The sequence below is a fragment of the Bradyrhizobium sp. CSS354 genome, from assembly GCF_029051725.1.
Classification (GTDB): Bacteria; Pseudomonadota; Alphaproteobacteria; order Rhizobiales; family Xanthobacteraceae; genus Bradyrhizobium.
In genome coordinates this window covers 66,218-81,768 of the sequence record NZ_JAACFU010000011.1, presented here as the reverse complement: position 1 = coordinate 81,768, position 15,551 = coordinate 66,218, and the positions used below count along the sequence as shown (strand labels likewise).

General features: G+C 64.5%; 13 protein-coding genes. 6 read left to right on the top strand and 7 right to left on the bottom strand.

From position 1 onward, the window contains the following. Positions 1–36: 36 nt before the first annotated feature. A complete protein-coding gene (gene ybaK, locus GWG67_RS25415; RefSeq protein ID WP_275172103.1) occupies positions 37–510 on the top strand; it encodes a Cys-tRNA(Pro) deacylase in 474 nt (157 codons plus the stop codon). A gap of 13 nt (positions 511–523) precedes the next feature. Here the strand turns inward: ybaK and GWG67_RS25410 are convergent, their stop codons facing one another. Then, on the bottom strand, positions 524–1,219 hold the full coding sequence (locus GWG67_RS25410; protein WP_275172101.1) for a GntR family transcriptional regulator: 696 nt from the start codon (positions 1,217–1,219) through the stop codon (positions 524–526). A gap of 155 nt (positions 1,220–1,374) precedes the next feature. Here GWG67_RS25410 and tcuA point away from each other — a divergent pair, with 155 nt between their 5' ends. Together tcuA and tcuB are read left to right on the top strand one after the other, a co-directional pair. Next, the gene (gene tcuA / locus GWG67_RS25405) at positions 1,375–2,766 is read left to right on the top strand and encodes an FAD-dependent tricarballylate dehydrogenase TcuA (protein WP_275172100.1); all 1,392 of its coding nucleotides are present in this window, start codon (positions 1,375–1,377) and stop codon (positions 2,764–2,766) included. Beyond that, complete coding sequence (gene tcuB / locus GWG67_RS25400) at positions 2,753–3,859, top strand: tricarballylate utilization 4Fe-4S protein TcuB (protein WP_275172098.1); 1,107 nt, start codon at positions 2,753–2,755, stop codon at positions 3,857–3,859. The genes tcuA and tcuB overlap by 14 nt, the downstream gene beginning before the upstream one ends. Before the next feature lie 3 nt (positions 3,860–3,862). Here tcuB and GWG67_RS25395 read toward each other — a convergent pair whose 3' ends face one another. Continuing rightward, entirely contained in the window at positions 3,863–4,537 is a 675-nt protein-coding gene (locus GWG67_RS25395) for a triacylglycerol lipase (protein WP_275172096.1), read from the bottom strand. Between the two features lie 5 nt (positions 4,538–4,542). Beyond that, positions 4,543–7,947 (bottom strand): acyl-[ACP]--phospholipid O-acyltransferase, encoded by a 3,405-nt coding sequence (locus GWG67_RS25390; RefSeq protein WP_275172095.1) that lies wholly within the window; start codon positions 7,945–7,947, stop codon positions 4,543–4,545. Positions 7,948–8,616: 669 nt separating this feature from the next. On the opposite strand from GWG67_RS25390, the gene GWG67_RS25385 reads away from it, so the two are divergent. Then, entirely contained in the window at positions 8,617–9,237 is a 621-nt protein-coding gene (locus tag GWG67_RS25385; RefSeq protein ID WP_275172223.1) for a TetR/AcrR family transcriptional regulator, read from the top strand. A gap of 14 nt (positions 9,238–9,251) precedes the next feature. On the opposite strand, the gene GWG67_RS25380 is transcribed toward GWG67_RS25385, so the two are convergent. The 3 genes from GWG67_RS25380 to GWG67_RS25370 all read right to left on the bottom strand — a co-directional run bounded on the left by GWG67_RS25380 (position 9,252) and on the right by GWG67_RS25370 (position 13,092). Beyond that, positions 9,252–10,559: a GGDEF domain-containing protein gene (locus GWG67_RS25380; protein ID WP_275172093.1), complete on the bottom strand. Its 1,308-nt coding sequence runs from the start codon at positions 10,557–10,559 to the stop codon at positions 9,252–9,254. 232 nt (positions 10,560–10,791) lie between these two features. Next, the gene (pncB, locus tag GWG67_RS25375; protein ID WP_275172091.1) at positions 10,792–12,096 is read right to left on the bottom strand and encodes a nicotinate phosphoribosyltransferase; all 1,305 of its coding nucleotides are present in this window, start codon (positions 12,094–12,096) and stop codon (positions 10,792–10,794) included. A 51-nt stretch (positions 12,097–12,147) separates the two neighbouring features. Then, the gene (locus tag GWG67_RS25370; RefSeq protein WP_275172089.1) at positions 12,148–13,092 is read right to left on the bottom strand and encodes a LysR family transcriptional regulator; all 945 of its coding nucleotides are present in this window, start codon (positions 13,090–13,092) and stop codon (positions 12,148–12,150) included. A gap of 93 nt (positions 13,093–13,185) precedes the next feature. On the opposite strand from GWG67_RS25370, the gene pcaH reads away from it, so the two are divergent. Further along, entirely contained in the window at positions 13,186–13,974 is a 789-nt protein-coding gene (pcaH, locus tag GWG67_RS25365) for a protocatechuate 3,4-dioxygenase subunit beta (RefSeq protein WP_275172088.1), read from the top strand. A 4-nt stretch (positions 13,975–13,978) separates the two neighbouring features. Further along, entirely contained in the window at positions 13,979–14,605 is a 627-nt protein-coding gene (gene pcaG, locus GWG67_RS25360; protein WP_275172087.1) for a protocatechuate 3,4-dioxygenase subunit alpha, read from the top strand. A gap of 5 nt (positions 14,606–14,610) precedes the next feature. Here pcaG and GWG67_RS25355 read toward each other — a convergent pair whose 3' ends face one another. Further along, positions 14,611–15,516 carry a helix-turn-helix domain-containing protein gene (locus GWG67_RS25355; protein WP_275172085.1) on the bottom strand — a complete coding sequence of 302 codons (906 nt, stop codon included), beginning with the start codon at positions 15,514–15,516 and terminating at the stop codon, positions 14,611–14,613. Positions 15,517–15,551 lie beyond the last annotated feature (35 nt).

Genomic DNA, 15,551 nt, shown 5'->3' with positions numbered 1-15,551 from the left:
CTTCGCTCCTCGCAATGACGGTGATAAACCTGATCCATGTCCAAAGCCACCCCAGCCACACGCGCGCTCACAGCCGCCAGTGTTCCCTTCACCGTTCACGCTTACGATTACGATCCCGATGCCGAGAGCATCGGCCTGCAGGCGGCTGCCGCACTCGGCGAGGATCCCGCGCGCGTGTTGAAGACGCTGATGGTGCTCGTCGACGGCAAGCCGGTCTGCGTCATCGTCCCGTCCGACCAGGAAGTCTCGATGAAGAAGCTGGCCGCTGCTGTTAGCGGCAAGTCGGCGCAGATGATGAAGCCGCCGGAGGCCGAGCGCCTCACCGGCTACAAGGTTGGCGGCATCAGCCCATTCGGGCAGCGGAAGCCCGTGCGCACCGTGATCGAGCAGAGCGCGCTCGCGCATGATTACGTGTATGTGAATGGCGGTCAGCGAGGACTACAGGTGCGGCTCAGTCCGAGCGATGTGCGGGACGTGTTGAAGGCGATCGTCGCGGAACTGGTCGCCTGAACGCCGCGCTCTGCTACTGCTTTTGCAACAGCTTCAGCCGACAGCGCAGCGCTTCGCGGATGTGTGTGCGCGCGAGCTGCTCCGCTTTGCTGCCGTCGCGAACCGCGATGGCGTCGATGATGGCCTGGTGCTCGCGGTGGCTGGTCGAGGGGCGGCCCGAGACGGTGAACGTGGTTGGACCGAGCAGGGCGATCCAGTCCTGCAATTCCCGCGAAGCGTTGTCGAGATAGCGGTTGCGCGCGGCGCGGCAGATCGCCTCGTGGAAGGCGCGGTTGAGCCTTGCCATTTCTCCTGCCATCTCGGCCGCGTCGGTCTCGGACGCTTCGACGAAAGCCTGCTCGATATCCCTGAGTGCATCGATCTCGGGCGCCGAGGCGTGCTCGGCGGCAAGTCGGGCAGCGGCGCCCTCCATGATCTCGCGCATGGCGTAGAGTTCGAGCACCTCCGAGATGTCGAGGTTGCGCACGATCAGGCCGCGGCCGCCGGCAGGTTCGACGAACCCGCGTGCCGCGAGCCGCCCCAGAGCCTCCCGCACCGGCGTGCGGCTGACCTTCAGCCGCTGGGCGACCTCTTCCTCGCGCAGGCGGTCGCCGGCGCGGTAGCTGCCGGCCTGCAGCGCCTCGCAGAGCGAGCGGAACACGGCTTCGCCGAGCGCCAAGCCGCCGCCGCGCGCGATCGAGCCGCCTGCCTTTGTCGGGCGTCTTGCCATGCATCCCCGTGGGCTCGCGCATCCTGCGCAGGCAGCGATCGCGCTTGCTGGACGTTTGTATATCTTTGTATACAATGGTGCGCAATAGCCAGCCGGATTGACCGGGGCCGCCGGCGGGCAGAATGTCTCCAACTTCGTCGCATCGGGCAGACGGCATGAGCAGCAAATACGATGTGCTGGTGATCGGCGGCGGCAATGCGGCGCTGTGTGCGGCGATCAGCGCGCGACGCGGTGGGGCGTCGGTGCTGGTGCTCGAAGGCGCGCCGAAATTCTATCGTGGCGGCAACACGCGCCACACCCGCAACATGCGCTGCGCCCATGACGACGCGACCGAAATCCTCACCGGCCCCTACACCGAGGAGGAGTTTTGGGAGGATCTCCTGCGCGTCACGGGCGGGCAGACCGACGAGGTGCTGGCCCGGCACATGATCCGTGAGTCCAAGGACATTTTGAACTGGATCGTGGAGCAGGGCGTGCGCTGGCAGCCCTCGCTCGGCGGCACGCTGAGCCTCGGTCGCACCAACTCCTTCTTTCTCGGTGGCGGCCGCGCGATGCTGAACGCACTTTATCTCACCGCTGAGAAGCTCGGCGTCAAAGTCGAATACGACGCCGAGGTCAGCGACCTCGTGATCGAGGACGGCATGTTTCTCGCCGCCCGCCTTAAGCGACCGATCAAGGGTGACACCGAGATCCGCGCGACATCGCTGGTCGCCGCCGCCGGCGGGTTCGAGGCCAACATCGAATGGCTGAAGCAATATTGGGGCGAAGCCGCTGACAATTTCCTGATCCGCGGCACGCCCTATAATCGCGGCTCGATTTTGAAGATGCTGCTCGCCAAGGGCGTGCAGGAGGTCGGCGATCCCACCCAGTGCCATGCGGTCGCGATCGATGCCCGCGCGCCGAAGTTCGACGGCGGCATCATCACAAGGCACGATTCGGTCGTGTTCGGCATCGTCGTCAACAAGCATGCGCAGCGCTTTTATGACGAGGGTGAGGACATCTGGCCGAAGCGCTACGCGATCTGGGGCCGGCTGGTGGCCGCGCAGCCCGATCAGATCGCCTACATCATCTTCGATTCCGCCGTGGTCACGAGCTTCATGCCGACGCTGTTCCCGCCGATCGCCGGGCAGACCATGGCTGAGCTCGCCGGCAAGCTCGAGCTCTATCCGGCCGCGCTGGAAAAGACCATCACCGAATTCAACGCCGCGGTGCGGCCCGGCACTTTCGATCACACCATCCTGGACGATTGCCGCACCGAAGGCATCACGCCGCAGAAGTCGCATTGGGCGCGGCGGATCGAGGCGCCGCCCTATCTTGCTTATCCGGTGCGGCCCGGCATCACCTTCACCTATCTCGGCACGCGTGTGACCAGGGAAGCGCGGATGCTGATGGCTGACGGCAAGCCGTCGGCCAACATGTTCGCGGCCGGCGAGATCATGGCCGGCAATGTGCTCGGCAAGGGTTATGCCGCCGGCATGGGCATGACCATCGGCAGCGTGTTCGGACGGATCGCGGGACGGGAAGCGGCGAAACATGCACGGAACTAGGATTCTCGACGAAGCGGACCGCCTGATGACGGTCTGCAATTCCTGCCGTTACTGCGAAGGCCTTTGCGCGGTATTTCCCGCCATGGAGATGCGGCGCGCCTTCTCCGACGGCGACCTCAATTATCTCGCCAATCTCTGCCATGGCTGCGGCGCATGCTACGTCGACTGCCAATTCTCGCCGCCGCATGAATTCAACGTCAACGTCCCGCAGACGCTGGCGGTCGCGCGCGCGGAATCCTACGCGGCCTATGCCTGGCCGCAGGCGCTGTCCGGGGTCTTCGCGCGCAATGGCCTCGTCATCAGCATCGTCGCCGCGCTCAGCATGGCTGCCTTCATCTTCGGCTTCGCGGCCCTGAACGACCGCAGCGTGCTGTTCGGCGTGCACACCGGCCCCGGCGCGTTCTACAGGTTGATGCCGCACAACGCGATGGCGGCGTTGTTCAGCGCTGCCTTCCTTTATGCGATCTTCGCGCTGGTGATGAGCGTGCGTGCGTTCTGGCGAGACATCGGCCCGCCGATCGGCGGCCGTGCGGACGGCGACTCGATCTTCCAGGCGATGCGCGACGCTGGTGAGCTGCGCTATCTCCATGGTGGCGGCGTCGGCTGCTACAACGAGGACGACAAGCCGACCGACCGGCGCAAGCTGTATCATCACCTGACCTTCTATGGCTTCCTGCTCTGCTTCGCCGCGACCTCGGTCGCCACGCTGTATCACTATCTGCTCGGCCGCGAGGCGCCGTATCCGTGGTGGGATCTGCCCGTGGTGCTCGGCACGCTCGGTGGAGTCGGCCTGATCATCGGGCCAATCGGCCTGTTCGTCGCCAAGATGCGGCGCGATCCGGCACTGCTCGACGAGCAGCGTTACGGCATGGATGTCGGCTTCATCGCCATGCTGTTCCTGGCCGGCTTCACCGGCATGCTGCTTCTGCTCTTGCGGGAGACCGCCGCCATGGGCCCGCTGCTGGCGCTGCATTTGGGTGCAGTGTTCGCGCTGTTCATCACAATGCCCTCCGGCAAATTCGTGCACGGCATCTATCGCTTCGCGGCGCTGGTGCGGTATGCGCAGGAGCGGCGCGGAGAAGCCGGGTCTTAAGAGTCAGACGGTGCGGAAGCGGCCGTCGCGCAGGAAAGCGATCGTCTGTTCGATCGCGGCGGCGTGACGCGGAAGTCCGGTATGGGACGCCTTCACGACGATATGGTCGGCCATGCCGGCTACCATCGTGCTTTGCACTGAGACCCGTCCGTCATTTGGCTTCGGCAGAACGATGAGACCGGCGATGGGATCGATGAAGCGGTTTCCCGCGATCACACCGACTGGATAGTCCACGGCGGGCAGGGCGTCGGTCCGGGGGGTGGACGTGGTGGTGAGCTCGAGTCCGGCGGGTCCGTAGAATGTGCTGTAGAGGCGATATCCGCTCAGGAGATCGGCGACCTCGCTGCCGCCGTTCGGCGTGCCCAGCATCACCACTCCGGCAAGCTGGTCCGGACGGTATTTTGCGATGTAGGCGCGCACCACCAGACCGCCCATCGAATGCGCAACGAAGTGGAGCGGCGCATCACGTTCGGCGAAGCGGGCGACTTCTGGGTGAATATCGTCCGCGAGCGCGGTGATCGGCTTGCGGCGACTGGCATAGTCGATGTTGCGCGTTGCGAAGCCGCTGGCCCGGAGCGCCCGTTGCAGCCTGGTCAGGGACGCCGAGGTTCGCGCGATGCCGTGAAGCAGAACCACTCCCGGGCATCGCGCCTCGCCTGATTGAGGCGCTTCGTGCATCTCGCTTATGCCACCTCGCGCTCTGGCCCAGACGCCTGCTCGCGGGCCATCGTCGTCGCGGTGACGTAGTCGGTCTTGCCGGTGCCGAGCAGTGGCACCTTGTCCACCACCATGATCGCCGCGGGAACGGTCAGCTCGGACGCGCCGATCGCCTTGGCCTGGCCCTGCATCGCACTGCGCTCTGCAACCTTCTCCGTCGTCAGGAGGACGATGCGCTCGCCCTTGCGCGGGTCCGGGATCGACACCGCGACCGATGCAGCCTGCGGCCACAGCGTCGTCGCGATGTTCTCGACCGCGGACAGCGAGACCATTTCGCCGGCGATCTTGGCAAAGCGCTTGGCACGACCCTTGATGGTGATGAAGCCGGCCGGGTCGATCGCGACGATGTCGCCAGTGTCGTGCCAGCCCTCGGCGAGCGGTTCGAGCACGCCGGGGTTTTCGGCCCTGAGGTAACCGAGCATCACGTTCGGTCCGCGCACCGAGAGGCGTCCGCCGTGCTCGATGCCGGGGACTGGGTCGAGGCGGCTTTCCATCAGTGGCGACAGGCGACCGACCGTGCCGGGGCGATTGGCCATCGGCGTGTTCATCGCTAGCACCGGCGCCGTCTCGGTGACGCCATAGCCTTCGAGGATGCGGATGCCGTAACGCTCCATAAAGACCTGCCGGGTGCGATCCTTGACCGCCTCGGCGCCGGCGATCACCAGGCGCAGGGTGCGGAAGTCATAGGCATGCGCCGAGCGGGCGTAGCCGGTGAGGAAGGTGTCGGTGCCGAACAGGATCGTGGCGCCGGTCTGGTAGATCAGCTCGGGCACGATCCGGTAGTGCAGCGGCGAGGGGTACATGTAGATCGGAATGCCCGCGAGCAGCGGCATCATCATTCCGCCAGTCAGCCCGAAGGAGTGGAACACCGGCAGCACATTGAACACCTTGTCATTGGCGTTGGCATCGACCCGCGCCAGCGCCTGTGCGGCGTTGGCAAGGATATTGCGGTGGGACAGCACAACGCCCTTGGGTGTGCCTTCCGAGCCCGACGTGAACAGCACGACGGCCGGATCGCTCGCCTGGCGGACAACGCGCGGCGTAGTACCGGCGAGCAAGCCCTTGATCTTGTCGGCCGTGCCGATCGAGGCGCGGACATCCTCGAGATAGACGACGCGAACTTCCGCGGAGATCGCGGCCATCAACTTGTCGAGCTTGCCCTTCTCGATGAAGGCCTTCGACGTCAGCACGGTCTTGACCTGTGCGGCTTTCATGGCGGCGAGCACGTTGACCGGGCCGGCCGAGAAGTTGAGCATCGCCGGCACCCGGCCGATGTTTTGCAGCGCCATGAAGACGACGGCGACACCTGCGGAATTCGGCAGCAGCACGCCGACATTCTCAGCGATTGCGGTGCCGTTCTCCAGCTTCCGGCTCAAGACCTGCGCGCCCAGGATGAGCTTGCGATAGGTCAGCTTGGTGCCGAGCGCGTCCTCGACGATGACCTTGCCGGTGTCGCGGTCGCGATAGGCGTGTCCGAGCGCCTCGAACAGGGTGTGATCGAGCATGGCGTTTTTCACCATGGCGTCGATCATCACGTCCTGAAGTGCTGCGCCCGCGGCGTTGCGGCGCGCCTTGCCCTTGAGCGACGGATCGACCGGAAGCTTGACCGGCGGCAGGATAGTGACGGTCACCCGCGGAAACCACGAGCGCTTGATCTGGCTGCCGTTGAGATAGCTGAGATGCGAACGCTGGGCGCCTTCGATGCGGACCGGGACGACGACCGCGTCGGCCTTGTCCGCGATCATCGCGGTGCCATCATAGACCTTCATCAGCGAGCCGGAGACGGTGATGCGTCCCTCCGGAAAGATCACCACCGGCTCTCCGGCGCCGACGAGCTTGATGAGGTCGCGCGCAGCCAGCGGCTTGGTGGGGTCCATGGTGTAATGCTTGACCACTCGCAGGAACGGCTTGGCCCACCAGGCCTTGGCGATGCCGGTATCGACCGCGAAGCTCGCGTCGATCGGCAGCACGGCGTGCAGCAGCGGGCCGTCGATCAGGCTGACATGGTTGGGCGCGATCAGCATGCGCGTGCCAGCGGGCGGCAGGTTCTCCAGTCCGCGGACCTCCGTGCGGAACAGCGCGCGGAACAGCAGCCCGCCGAAGTCGCGCACGCCTTCCTTGCCCCACTTCGTCAGCACGAACCAGACCGCGCCGAAGCTGGCGACGCCGAGGCCGAAGAAGATCCAGCCTATGTGCAATCCGCCGGCCTGCAGCAGTGCGACGAACAGCGAGCCGGCCACCATGAAGGCGGCCTGCAGCACGTTGCCTGCAGCGATGATGCGAGCGCGCTCGGAGGGAGCCGACCAGGCCTGGACAGCGGCGAAGGACGGAACGACGAACAGTCCGCCGCCGAATGCGAAGGCGACGAAGTCGACCAACATGCGCAGGCCCGCGAACGAGGTTGCGAAGTCGCCCGCGGTGATGTCCTGGCCCTTGGCGGTCACGCCGATCGCCCAGGCGAGGTCGATGCCGGCAAACCCCATCATGATGGCGCCGATCGGCACCAGCGCGAGGTTCGGGCGAACGTGGCTCAGATTCGCGGCGAACAGCGAGCCGATGGCAATGCCGATTGCGAAGATGGCGAGACACAACGTCACGACGCCCTCGGTGCCACCGATGACCTCCTTGACCAGCGCCGGCAGCAGCGAGAGCACGATGGCGCCCACCAGCCAGAACCAGGAGACGATCACGGTGCCGTCCCACAGCCGGTGGTCGGCGTGCAAGGTCTTCAACAGGCCGAGCGTCGAGGTCCAGGGATTGGCGTTGACCGGCAGATCGGGTGCAGACGGGGTCGTCGCGGGAATGCGGGAGGCGAAGGCCCAGGACAGCAGGGCCAGCACGACGACGGCCGATGCGACCCAGCCCATATGCGCGGAGCCGGCCACGAACTGGCCGCCGGCAACGGTGCCGAGCAGGATAGCCATGAAGGTCGCGCCTTCGACTAGCGCGTTGCCGGTCGCGAGCTCGCCGAGCTCGAGCTGATCCGGCAGCATCGCGTATTTCACGGGACCGAACAGCGCGGCGATGACGCCGAACAGTGCGAGTGCTGCAAACAGCAACGGCACCGAGTGCAGGAAGAAGCCGGCCGCGGCAAAGCCCGCCGCAAAGATCTCGGCGAATTTGAGCCGCCTTGCGACGACGGATTTGACGTATTTGTCGGCGAGCTGGCCGCCGAGCCCGGACAGGATGAAATAGGGGAAGATGAAGACGGCGCCCGCGACCGTCACCAGCGCATCTCCGTGGCCGGTCGCGGCACTGTAAAGCAGGATGATGACAAGTGCGTTCTTGAGCACGTTGTCGTTCAGCGCCGAGAAGAATTGCGCCCAGAACAGCGGCGCGAAGCGGCGTGACGACATCAAATCCCTGATCATGACTAGTCCGGTTTTGGAAAGGCTGCCTGAAGTTTCATTGTCGGATGGACGTTGGGTCCAGAGGATATGCGACGGGCTATTGTGGGTTGACGACAGTCGCCCCGGCCTGCTCTGCGCGCTTACCTTCCGATCCTGTTGGTCTCCGCGTGGCGTGGTTTGGTTCGCAATGGTTCGGTTGCGGCCTTATCCAGGCAGGCCGCGCCTGCCAGGATATTGCCCCGGGCGATGAGCGAAACCTGAACCGCATCGTCGAAGGCCGCGGCATCGGCTCGAATGTCGAGACATGGTAAGTCCTTCCTTGCGGCTTGATATTGCATTCGGGGCGACCCGAACGTGGCGGCTGCGCTCGCCTCAGGTGAGATGGGCGAGGCGGCGAAAGGGCGAGAGGCGGCCGAGCAGGCTAAGGCGGCGGCCCTCATGACGGGCACGGCCGCGGTTGGCCCGCCACATGCGGAAGGTCGCGCGGCGCTCGGTCAGGACGCCGGCAATATCGCAGGCATTTGCGATGCGATCGATTGGCCCCATCGCGAACCGCAGGAGGCCGCGGCCAAATCCGGTCACGAGAGCTGTGGCGTCATCGACGAAGGTGGAGGCGATATCAACAGTGAGGGTTTGCATTTTGCAAGTCTCCGGGTTAACTTGAACATTGTTCAAATGAGTATCCTGAAAATGAACAATGTTCAAGACGAATCATTGCGGGACCGAAAAAAATCTCGACGGCGGCAGCAGATCGTGGAGATCGCTCGCAGCATTATTGCAACTAAGGGCCTGAAATCATTGAAAGTCCGGGATGTCGCGGACGCCGCCAGCTGCTCGGTTGGGAGTGTCTATAATGAGTTCGGCGACTTCGACGGGGTGATCCTGACCGTGAATCGGGAGACGGTTGAGGCGCTGACGGTGCGGCTCGGCCAGGTTCCTGCCGAGGATCCCGTTCGCCAGCTCTACGGGCTGGCTGCGACCTACCTCGAATTCTTCGCGGGGCACGCCAATCTGCTGCGCTCGCTGTTCGAACATCGGATGGAGGACGACCGCCCTTACCCCGATGACATCCTTCAGATGGTGATGGACGCCTTCGCGTTGATGCACGCGCCCCTGGTGCGGCTGCTTCCGAATGCAGACGACGTGCAGATCGCGCTGCTGTCACGCACCCTGTTTTCCGCCGTGCACGGGATCATCTCGCTCGGCCTCGAAGAGCGCATGCTGGCCGTGCCACCGCAGATGCTGCGCCAGCAGGTCGAGCAATTTCTGGATGCGCATCTCGCGGGGCTCGGGATTCTGCCACTACGATAAAGCGCTGAGCGCTGCTAAGCGCTGGCGGCCTTGCGCTGCCGCGAGGTGACGACGACGACGTCCGTCGTCCCGTTGTCGACCTGAACACGGTTGCGTCCGTTCTCCTTGGCGCGATAGCAGGCGGCGTCCGCGCGCCGCATCGCGTCCTCGAGCGTGGTGTTGCCGTCGGTGATGCAGGTAACGCCGATACTGGCCGTCACTGCAAAGCAACGATCATCCCACGCGAAGACGGATAGCTCGAGCGACCGGCGCAGCCGTTCGGCGATATCCACGGCGTCGTACGGCGTGCATTGCGGAAGGATTAGGCCGAATTCGTCACCGCCGAGCCGGGCAACCAGGTCATGCGGCCGCCGCTCCTGTTGCAGGAGACGCGAGATCTGGCAGAGCAGGCGGTCGCCGGCGAGGTGACCGCAGCTGTCGTTGACGTCCTTGAACTGGTCGAGATCGAGCAGGATCAGGCCCAGCGAACCCGCCGCGGTGTCGTCCAACTCGCTTTGCAGGCGGGCCTCGAATGCGCGGCGGTTGGACAAGCCGGTCAGCCAGTCGTGCGACGCCTGCCAGGCCAGGCGCTCCTTCTCGGCCTGCAGGGCGTCCTCGAAAGCCTCTCGTTGCAGCACCAATCGCCGCGTGTGCCAGATCAAGAGCAGGATCAGCGTCATCGCTGTGACGATATTGACGCCAGTCAGCGTCATCTTGATGGCGCGCGAGCCTTCGCCGAGAACGGTGGAGAACCGCTTGGCGTGCACCGTGAACTGAGTGTTGAGCTCCGAAAGCCGCGACGACAATAATTGCAGGCGCTTGCTGTCCTGGACGGGCCCGTTCTTCAGCTCTGACCGGATGACCTCGCCGAACACGCTCAGCTCCAGCAGCATGGGGTCGGTGGCAGCCCACTCGCGGATCGCTTCCTTGAGAAAGCTGACCTGTTTGAAGTAGCGAAACAGCCAGATCAATCCCGGAACGTCATCGGGATGGTTGCCGCCCTGCAGGAAGCCGATGCGGGCAGCCTCGACGTCGACCGGATCGCGCTCGAGCGCCCAGCGCGCGAACTCGTCGCCGATGGGAACGGCCAGCGAGGCCTGATATTGCGCAAACTGGCTGGCGTCGCCCGAATGCAGATAGAGATTGAGGAAATAGACGGCGTTCTTCTGCGAGCGCGACCACAGCGCTTCGCCCGCGACATAGGCGCGGACCGAGGACATCACCTCCAGGCTGAAGCCGGCGATCGCAGCCTGCAGCAGAACGACCGTGACGAAAGGCGAGACGAGCTTGATGACATGAAGGAAGCTGCGTCCCTTCGTTGACGGCGCTGTTCTGCGAAACACTTTGCGTTCCCCAAGTCGCTCAACGACCCCAGCGGAGCGATCCGCTCATAACGCGGATTACCCACGAAAGGTGCTTAACTCGACTTGAAAATGCCGGGAGACTGCGTCGCAGGGTGAAGGCGCTGTGAAGTGGATGCTTGCAGATCGTTGCAAATGCCGTCGAACCGGAACTTACGCGGCATCGGAGAGCCGCCCCAAATGGTTTACCTGATGGAGAGAGATTGGTCTGGCGCTAGACCAGGACCGGCTTGCGCACGCGGCCGGCGTCGCCGAAGACGCGCAAATAACGTTCGATCTCCGAAGGCAGGCCGGTGGCCTTCTCGGGATTGTCGGAGAGCTTGACGGCCGGATGTCCATCGACCGACGACACCTTGCACACCAGCGAAATCGGATCGAGATTGAACGAGCCGTCCGGCGTGCAGCCGACGAAATCATTGGTGAGATTGGTGCCCCAGCCGAACGAGAGCCGCACGCGCCCGGTGAAGTGATGGTAGGTCTCCTCGATCGAGCCCACGTCCATCGCGTCGGAGAAGACCAGCAGCTTGTCCCTGGGATTGCGGCCCTTCTGCTCCCACCATTTGATGATCTCCTCGCCGGCCTGGATCGGCGGCGCGCTGTCGGGACGGAAGCCGGTCCAGTCGGCGACCCATTCCGGCGCATCGCGCAGGAAAGCCTTGGTGCCGAAAGCGTCGGGCAGCGCGATCAGGAGGTTTCCGCCATAGGTCTGGCGCCATTGGTCGAGGATGCGGTAGGGCGCCCAACGCAATTCCTCGTCGTCGCTGGCCAGCGCGGCCGCAACCATCGGCAGTTCATGGGCGTTGGTGCCGATGGCTTCGAGATCATTGTCCATCGCGAGCAGCACGTTGGAGGTGCCGATGAAGGACGGGCCGAGGCCCTCCTTTACGGCCTCCACGCACCAGCGCTGCCAGAGGAAGCCATGGCGGCGACGGGTGCCGAAATCGGAGAGCCGCAAGCCATCCAGCTTGCGCAGGCGTTCCACCTTGGTCCACAGCTTGGCTTTGGCGCGAGCATAGAGCACGTCGAGCTCGAAGCGGCCGCGGCCCTTCATCGCTGCGCGCGAGCGCAATTCGTTGAGGATGGCGAGCGCAGGAATCTCCCACATCGTGGTATGGCTCCACGGCCCGTGGAAGTGCAGCTCGTACTGGCCTTCGACCTTGCGAAGCTCGTATTCGGGCAGCCGGAATTCGGCGAGCCAGCGGATGAAGTCCGCCGAGAACATGTGGGTCTTGCCGTAGAAAGTATTACCGGCAAGCCAGATCAGCTCTTTCTTGGTGAAGCGGATGGTGCGGGCGTGGTCGAGCTGAGCGCGCAGTTCGCCCTCGTCGATGATTTCGGCGAGCCGGACATGGCGCGACCGGTTGATGACCGAGAACGTCACCTGCTGATCCGGGTAATATTCCCGAATCATTTGCAACATCAATAGCTTGTAGAAGTCGGTATCAAGCAGGCTGCGGATGATGGGATCCAGCCGCCAGCTGTGATTGTAGGTCCGGCTCGCAATGTCGGTCACTGTCATGGGGGAATTCTAGCGTGGCGGCCCCGGCGCAACCAGTGGGTTTGACGGGGATCAGGTTTTCGCGGGGGCGGGGTGCGAGGCCTTTGCCGCCACGGTCTCGAGCTGGCTTCTGATCCAGCGATGCGCCGGATCTTTCTGATAGCGCTGGTGCCAGACCATGAACATCGGCAGCTCGGCCAGGGTTCGCGTGCGCGAGGCCAGCGGAATCCGCACCTGCGCGAAGCCGTGCATCACGCCGGGCGCCAGCAGGCTCGGCATGCTCGCCAGCATCTGCGAGCCACGCAGGAAGGACGGCACGCCGGAGAAGCTCGGCACCGAGATCGCGATGTCGCGGTGGAAGCCGTTGGCCGCAAGCCGGCGATCGAAGTCGAGCCGCTCATTGTCAGTGTAGACCACCGTGATGTGACGCGCCGCGAGATAGGCGCCGCGCGTAGCCGGCGCGGCACGCGCTTTGGGGTCGTAGTAACAGACATAATGGTCTTGCAGCAGACGCTTCTGCACGATGTCGACGCCGGACGGCGGCAGCGGCGTGATCAGCAGGTCGCAGCGGTTTTCGCGCAGCATCGCCGGCGAGGGCGACTGCGAGGGGATCACGCGCAGGTTCAGGCTCGTCACTTGCGCGGCGACGTGATCGAAGAACCGCGGCAGCAGCAGGTCGCGCTGAAAGTCGTTCGCGGCGATTGTCAGCGAAAGCTGCGCGCTCGCCGGCGCGAACGTGACGCCGCCGGCAAAGCTCCGCATCTCGTCGATCAGCGCCCGCGCCTTTGCCGCGAGTGCCTGGGCGTGCGCCGTGGCCACAATGCCGCGGCCGGATTTGGCAAACAGCGGATCGCCGACGATCCGCCGCAGCTTGTTCAGGGCGTGGCTGACCGCCGATTGCGTCAGGCCGAGCCGCGTTGCGGCCGCCGTCACCGAGCCTTCTTCCAGCACCGCCAGAAACAGCTCCAGCCCGTGGCCATCGAGCGCCAAATGATCGATTTGTTTCATGGAATTCATTATAATCGATCTATTTATCTTGAGAATAGCCCGGGTCATCATCTCCCGATAAGCCGTGCGCCCAAACGGGCGCCAGAGGGAGAGACAACGCCGATGCATGCCCAGGCGCCAGCCTTGCGGGATCCCCGCCTCAACCGCCCCGAGCCGTTCACGCCGCCGCTCGGTGACGGCGACTTCTTCCAGCGCGACCGTTCCATGCATCCGCCGGCGCACGCGCCAGGCTACAAATCCTCAGTGCTGCGCTCGCCGCGCCAGGCGCTGCTGTCGCTTGAGAACTCGGTCTCGGAGATCACGGGGCCGGTGTTCGGGCACAACGACCTCGGCCCGTTCGACAATGATTTGATCCGCAACTACGCCAAGGACGGCGATCCCGTCGGCGAACGCATCATCGTCCACGGCCGCGTGCTGAACGAGACCGGCCGCGGCGTACCGAATACGCTGGTCGAGTTCTGGCAAGCCAATGCCGGCGGCCGCTACCGGCACAAGAAGGACACGTATCTGGCGCCGATCGATCCGAATTTCGGCGGTTGCGGTCGCGCGCTGACCGACGACACCGGCTACTATTATTTCCGCACCGTGAAGCCTGGACCCTATCCCTGGCGCAATTACGTCAACAGCTGGCGTCCCGCTCACATCCATTTCTCGGTGTTCGGCTCGGGCTTCGCACAACGTCTGATCACCCAGATGTACTTTGAGGGCGATCCCCTGATCCCGGTCTGCCCGATCCTGACGACGATCCCGGACAAGGATGCGCTGGAGCGCCTCGTCGCGCCGCTCGACCTCAACGCATCGACTCCGTTCGACTCGCTCGCCTACCGCTTTGACATCGTCTTGCGCGGCCAGCGCTCCACTTACTTTGAAAATCGCACCGCAGGGAACTAGGTCCATGCCGCAGCCGCTCAACTACCTCAAGGAAACCGCCTCGCAGACGGCCGGGCCCTACGTCCATATCGGCCTGATCCCGGCCATGGCCGGCTTCGACATTTTCGAGAAGAATTTTTGCAACGTGCTGGTGACGCCGAACACGCAAGGCGAACGCATCACGCTGGAGGGCAGGGTGATCGACGGCAGCGGCACGCCATTGCGCGACGTGCTGCTGGAGATCTGGCAGGCGAACGCGGCCGGCCGCTACAACCATCCGGCCGATCGGTCGACCGGCGCGCTTGACGAGGAATTTCGTGGCTGGGGCCGCGCCGGCTCCGACTTCGAGAGCGGTCTTGTCACCTTCGAGACCATCAAGCCGGGCGCGATCATCGACAAGACGGGCCGCAAAGGCGCGCCGCACATCAATGTCTGGATCGTCGCGCGCGGTATCAACATCGGTCTGAATACGCGCCTCTATTTCTCGGACGAAGCGGCCGCCAACGCCGCCGACCCCGTGCTCAACCTGATCGAGCAGCCGGTCCGGCGCTCGACGCTGATCGCAAAGCGCAGCGAACGCGCCGGCAAGATCGTGTATTCCTTCACGATCCATTTGCAGGGGCCGGAAGAGACGGTGTTCTTCGACGTGTGATCGTCTCAGGTCTCGTCGCCGTGGAGCTGCGCGCGAAAGGCGCGCGGTGACACGCCCGTGGCGGCGGCGTAGACCCGGCTGAAATAGGCGGGGTCTTCGAAGCCAAGCGCATAGGCGATCGTCGAGACCGGCAAATTGGTGTAGACGAGGTTGCGCCGCGCCTCGCGGATCAACCGGTTGAGGATCAGGTGCGAGGCGGTGTCGCCGGTTGCTGCCCGTGCCACCCGGTTGAGATGGGTCGGCGTGATCGACAGCGCGCCCGCATAGTCCGCAACGCTCCAGCGTTTCAGATGATGCTGTTCCAGCAGCGCCTCGAAGCGGCGGAATAGTCCGCTTTCAGCCGTGCCGTTGCCACCGCTCTCGCCGGTGAGCGCGCGGGCCACCAGCCCGATCATGGCCGCCGACAGTGCACGCAGCACATGCGCCCGGCCGAAATCGCGCGCGGCGTGTTCGGCAAAGATCTGCTTCATGGTGGTCCGGATCTGTGGCGTGCCGCGTATCACGGCCGAGCGCGACAAGGCACCGCGCAGTCCTTCGGAGGCGAGCAGCGCTTCGTCCAATATTTCCGCGGCGATGGTCAGCACCCAACCCTGGGTATCAGGCACGAAACGGAAGCCATGGACGTGGCCGACAGGCACGTTGACGATTTGCATCGGCTTCAGCTGCACCACGCGCCCGTCGAGCGTGGCTTCGCCGCCGCCGCGCTCGATCAGCAGCACCTGGTGCAGCCGGGCATGGCGGTGCACAGCCAGGGTCCAGTCGTGTAGCACCGAGCGCGACGCTATCGTCTCGCAATGCACGACATCGGGCAGATCGCCGGACTCGCCGAACAAATTGTAGACCCGGATGGCCGGGGCGGGGGCTGCGCTTCTCATGTTCGAATAGTACAAGACAAAGACGAAAGCCTCCATCGGTCAGTGGTGCTGAATCTGCAAGAAAGTGCCGA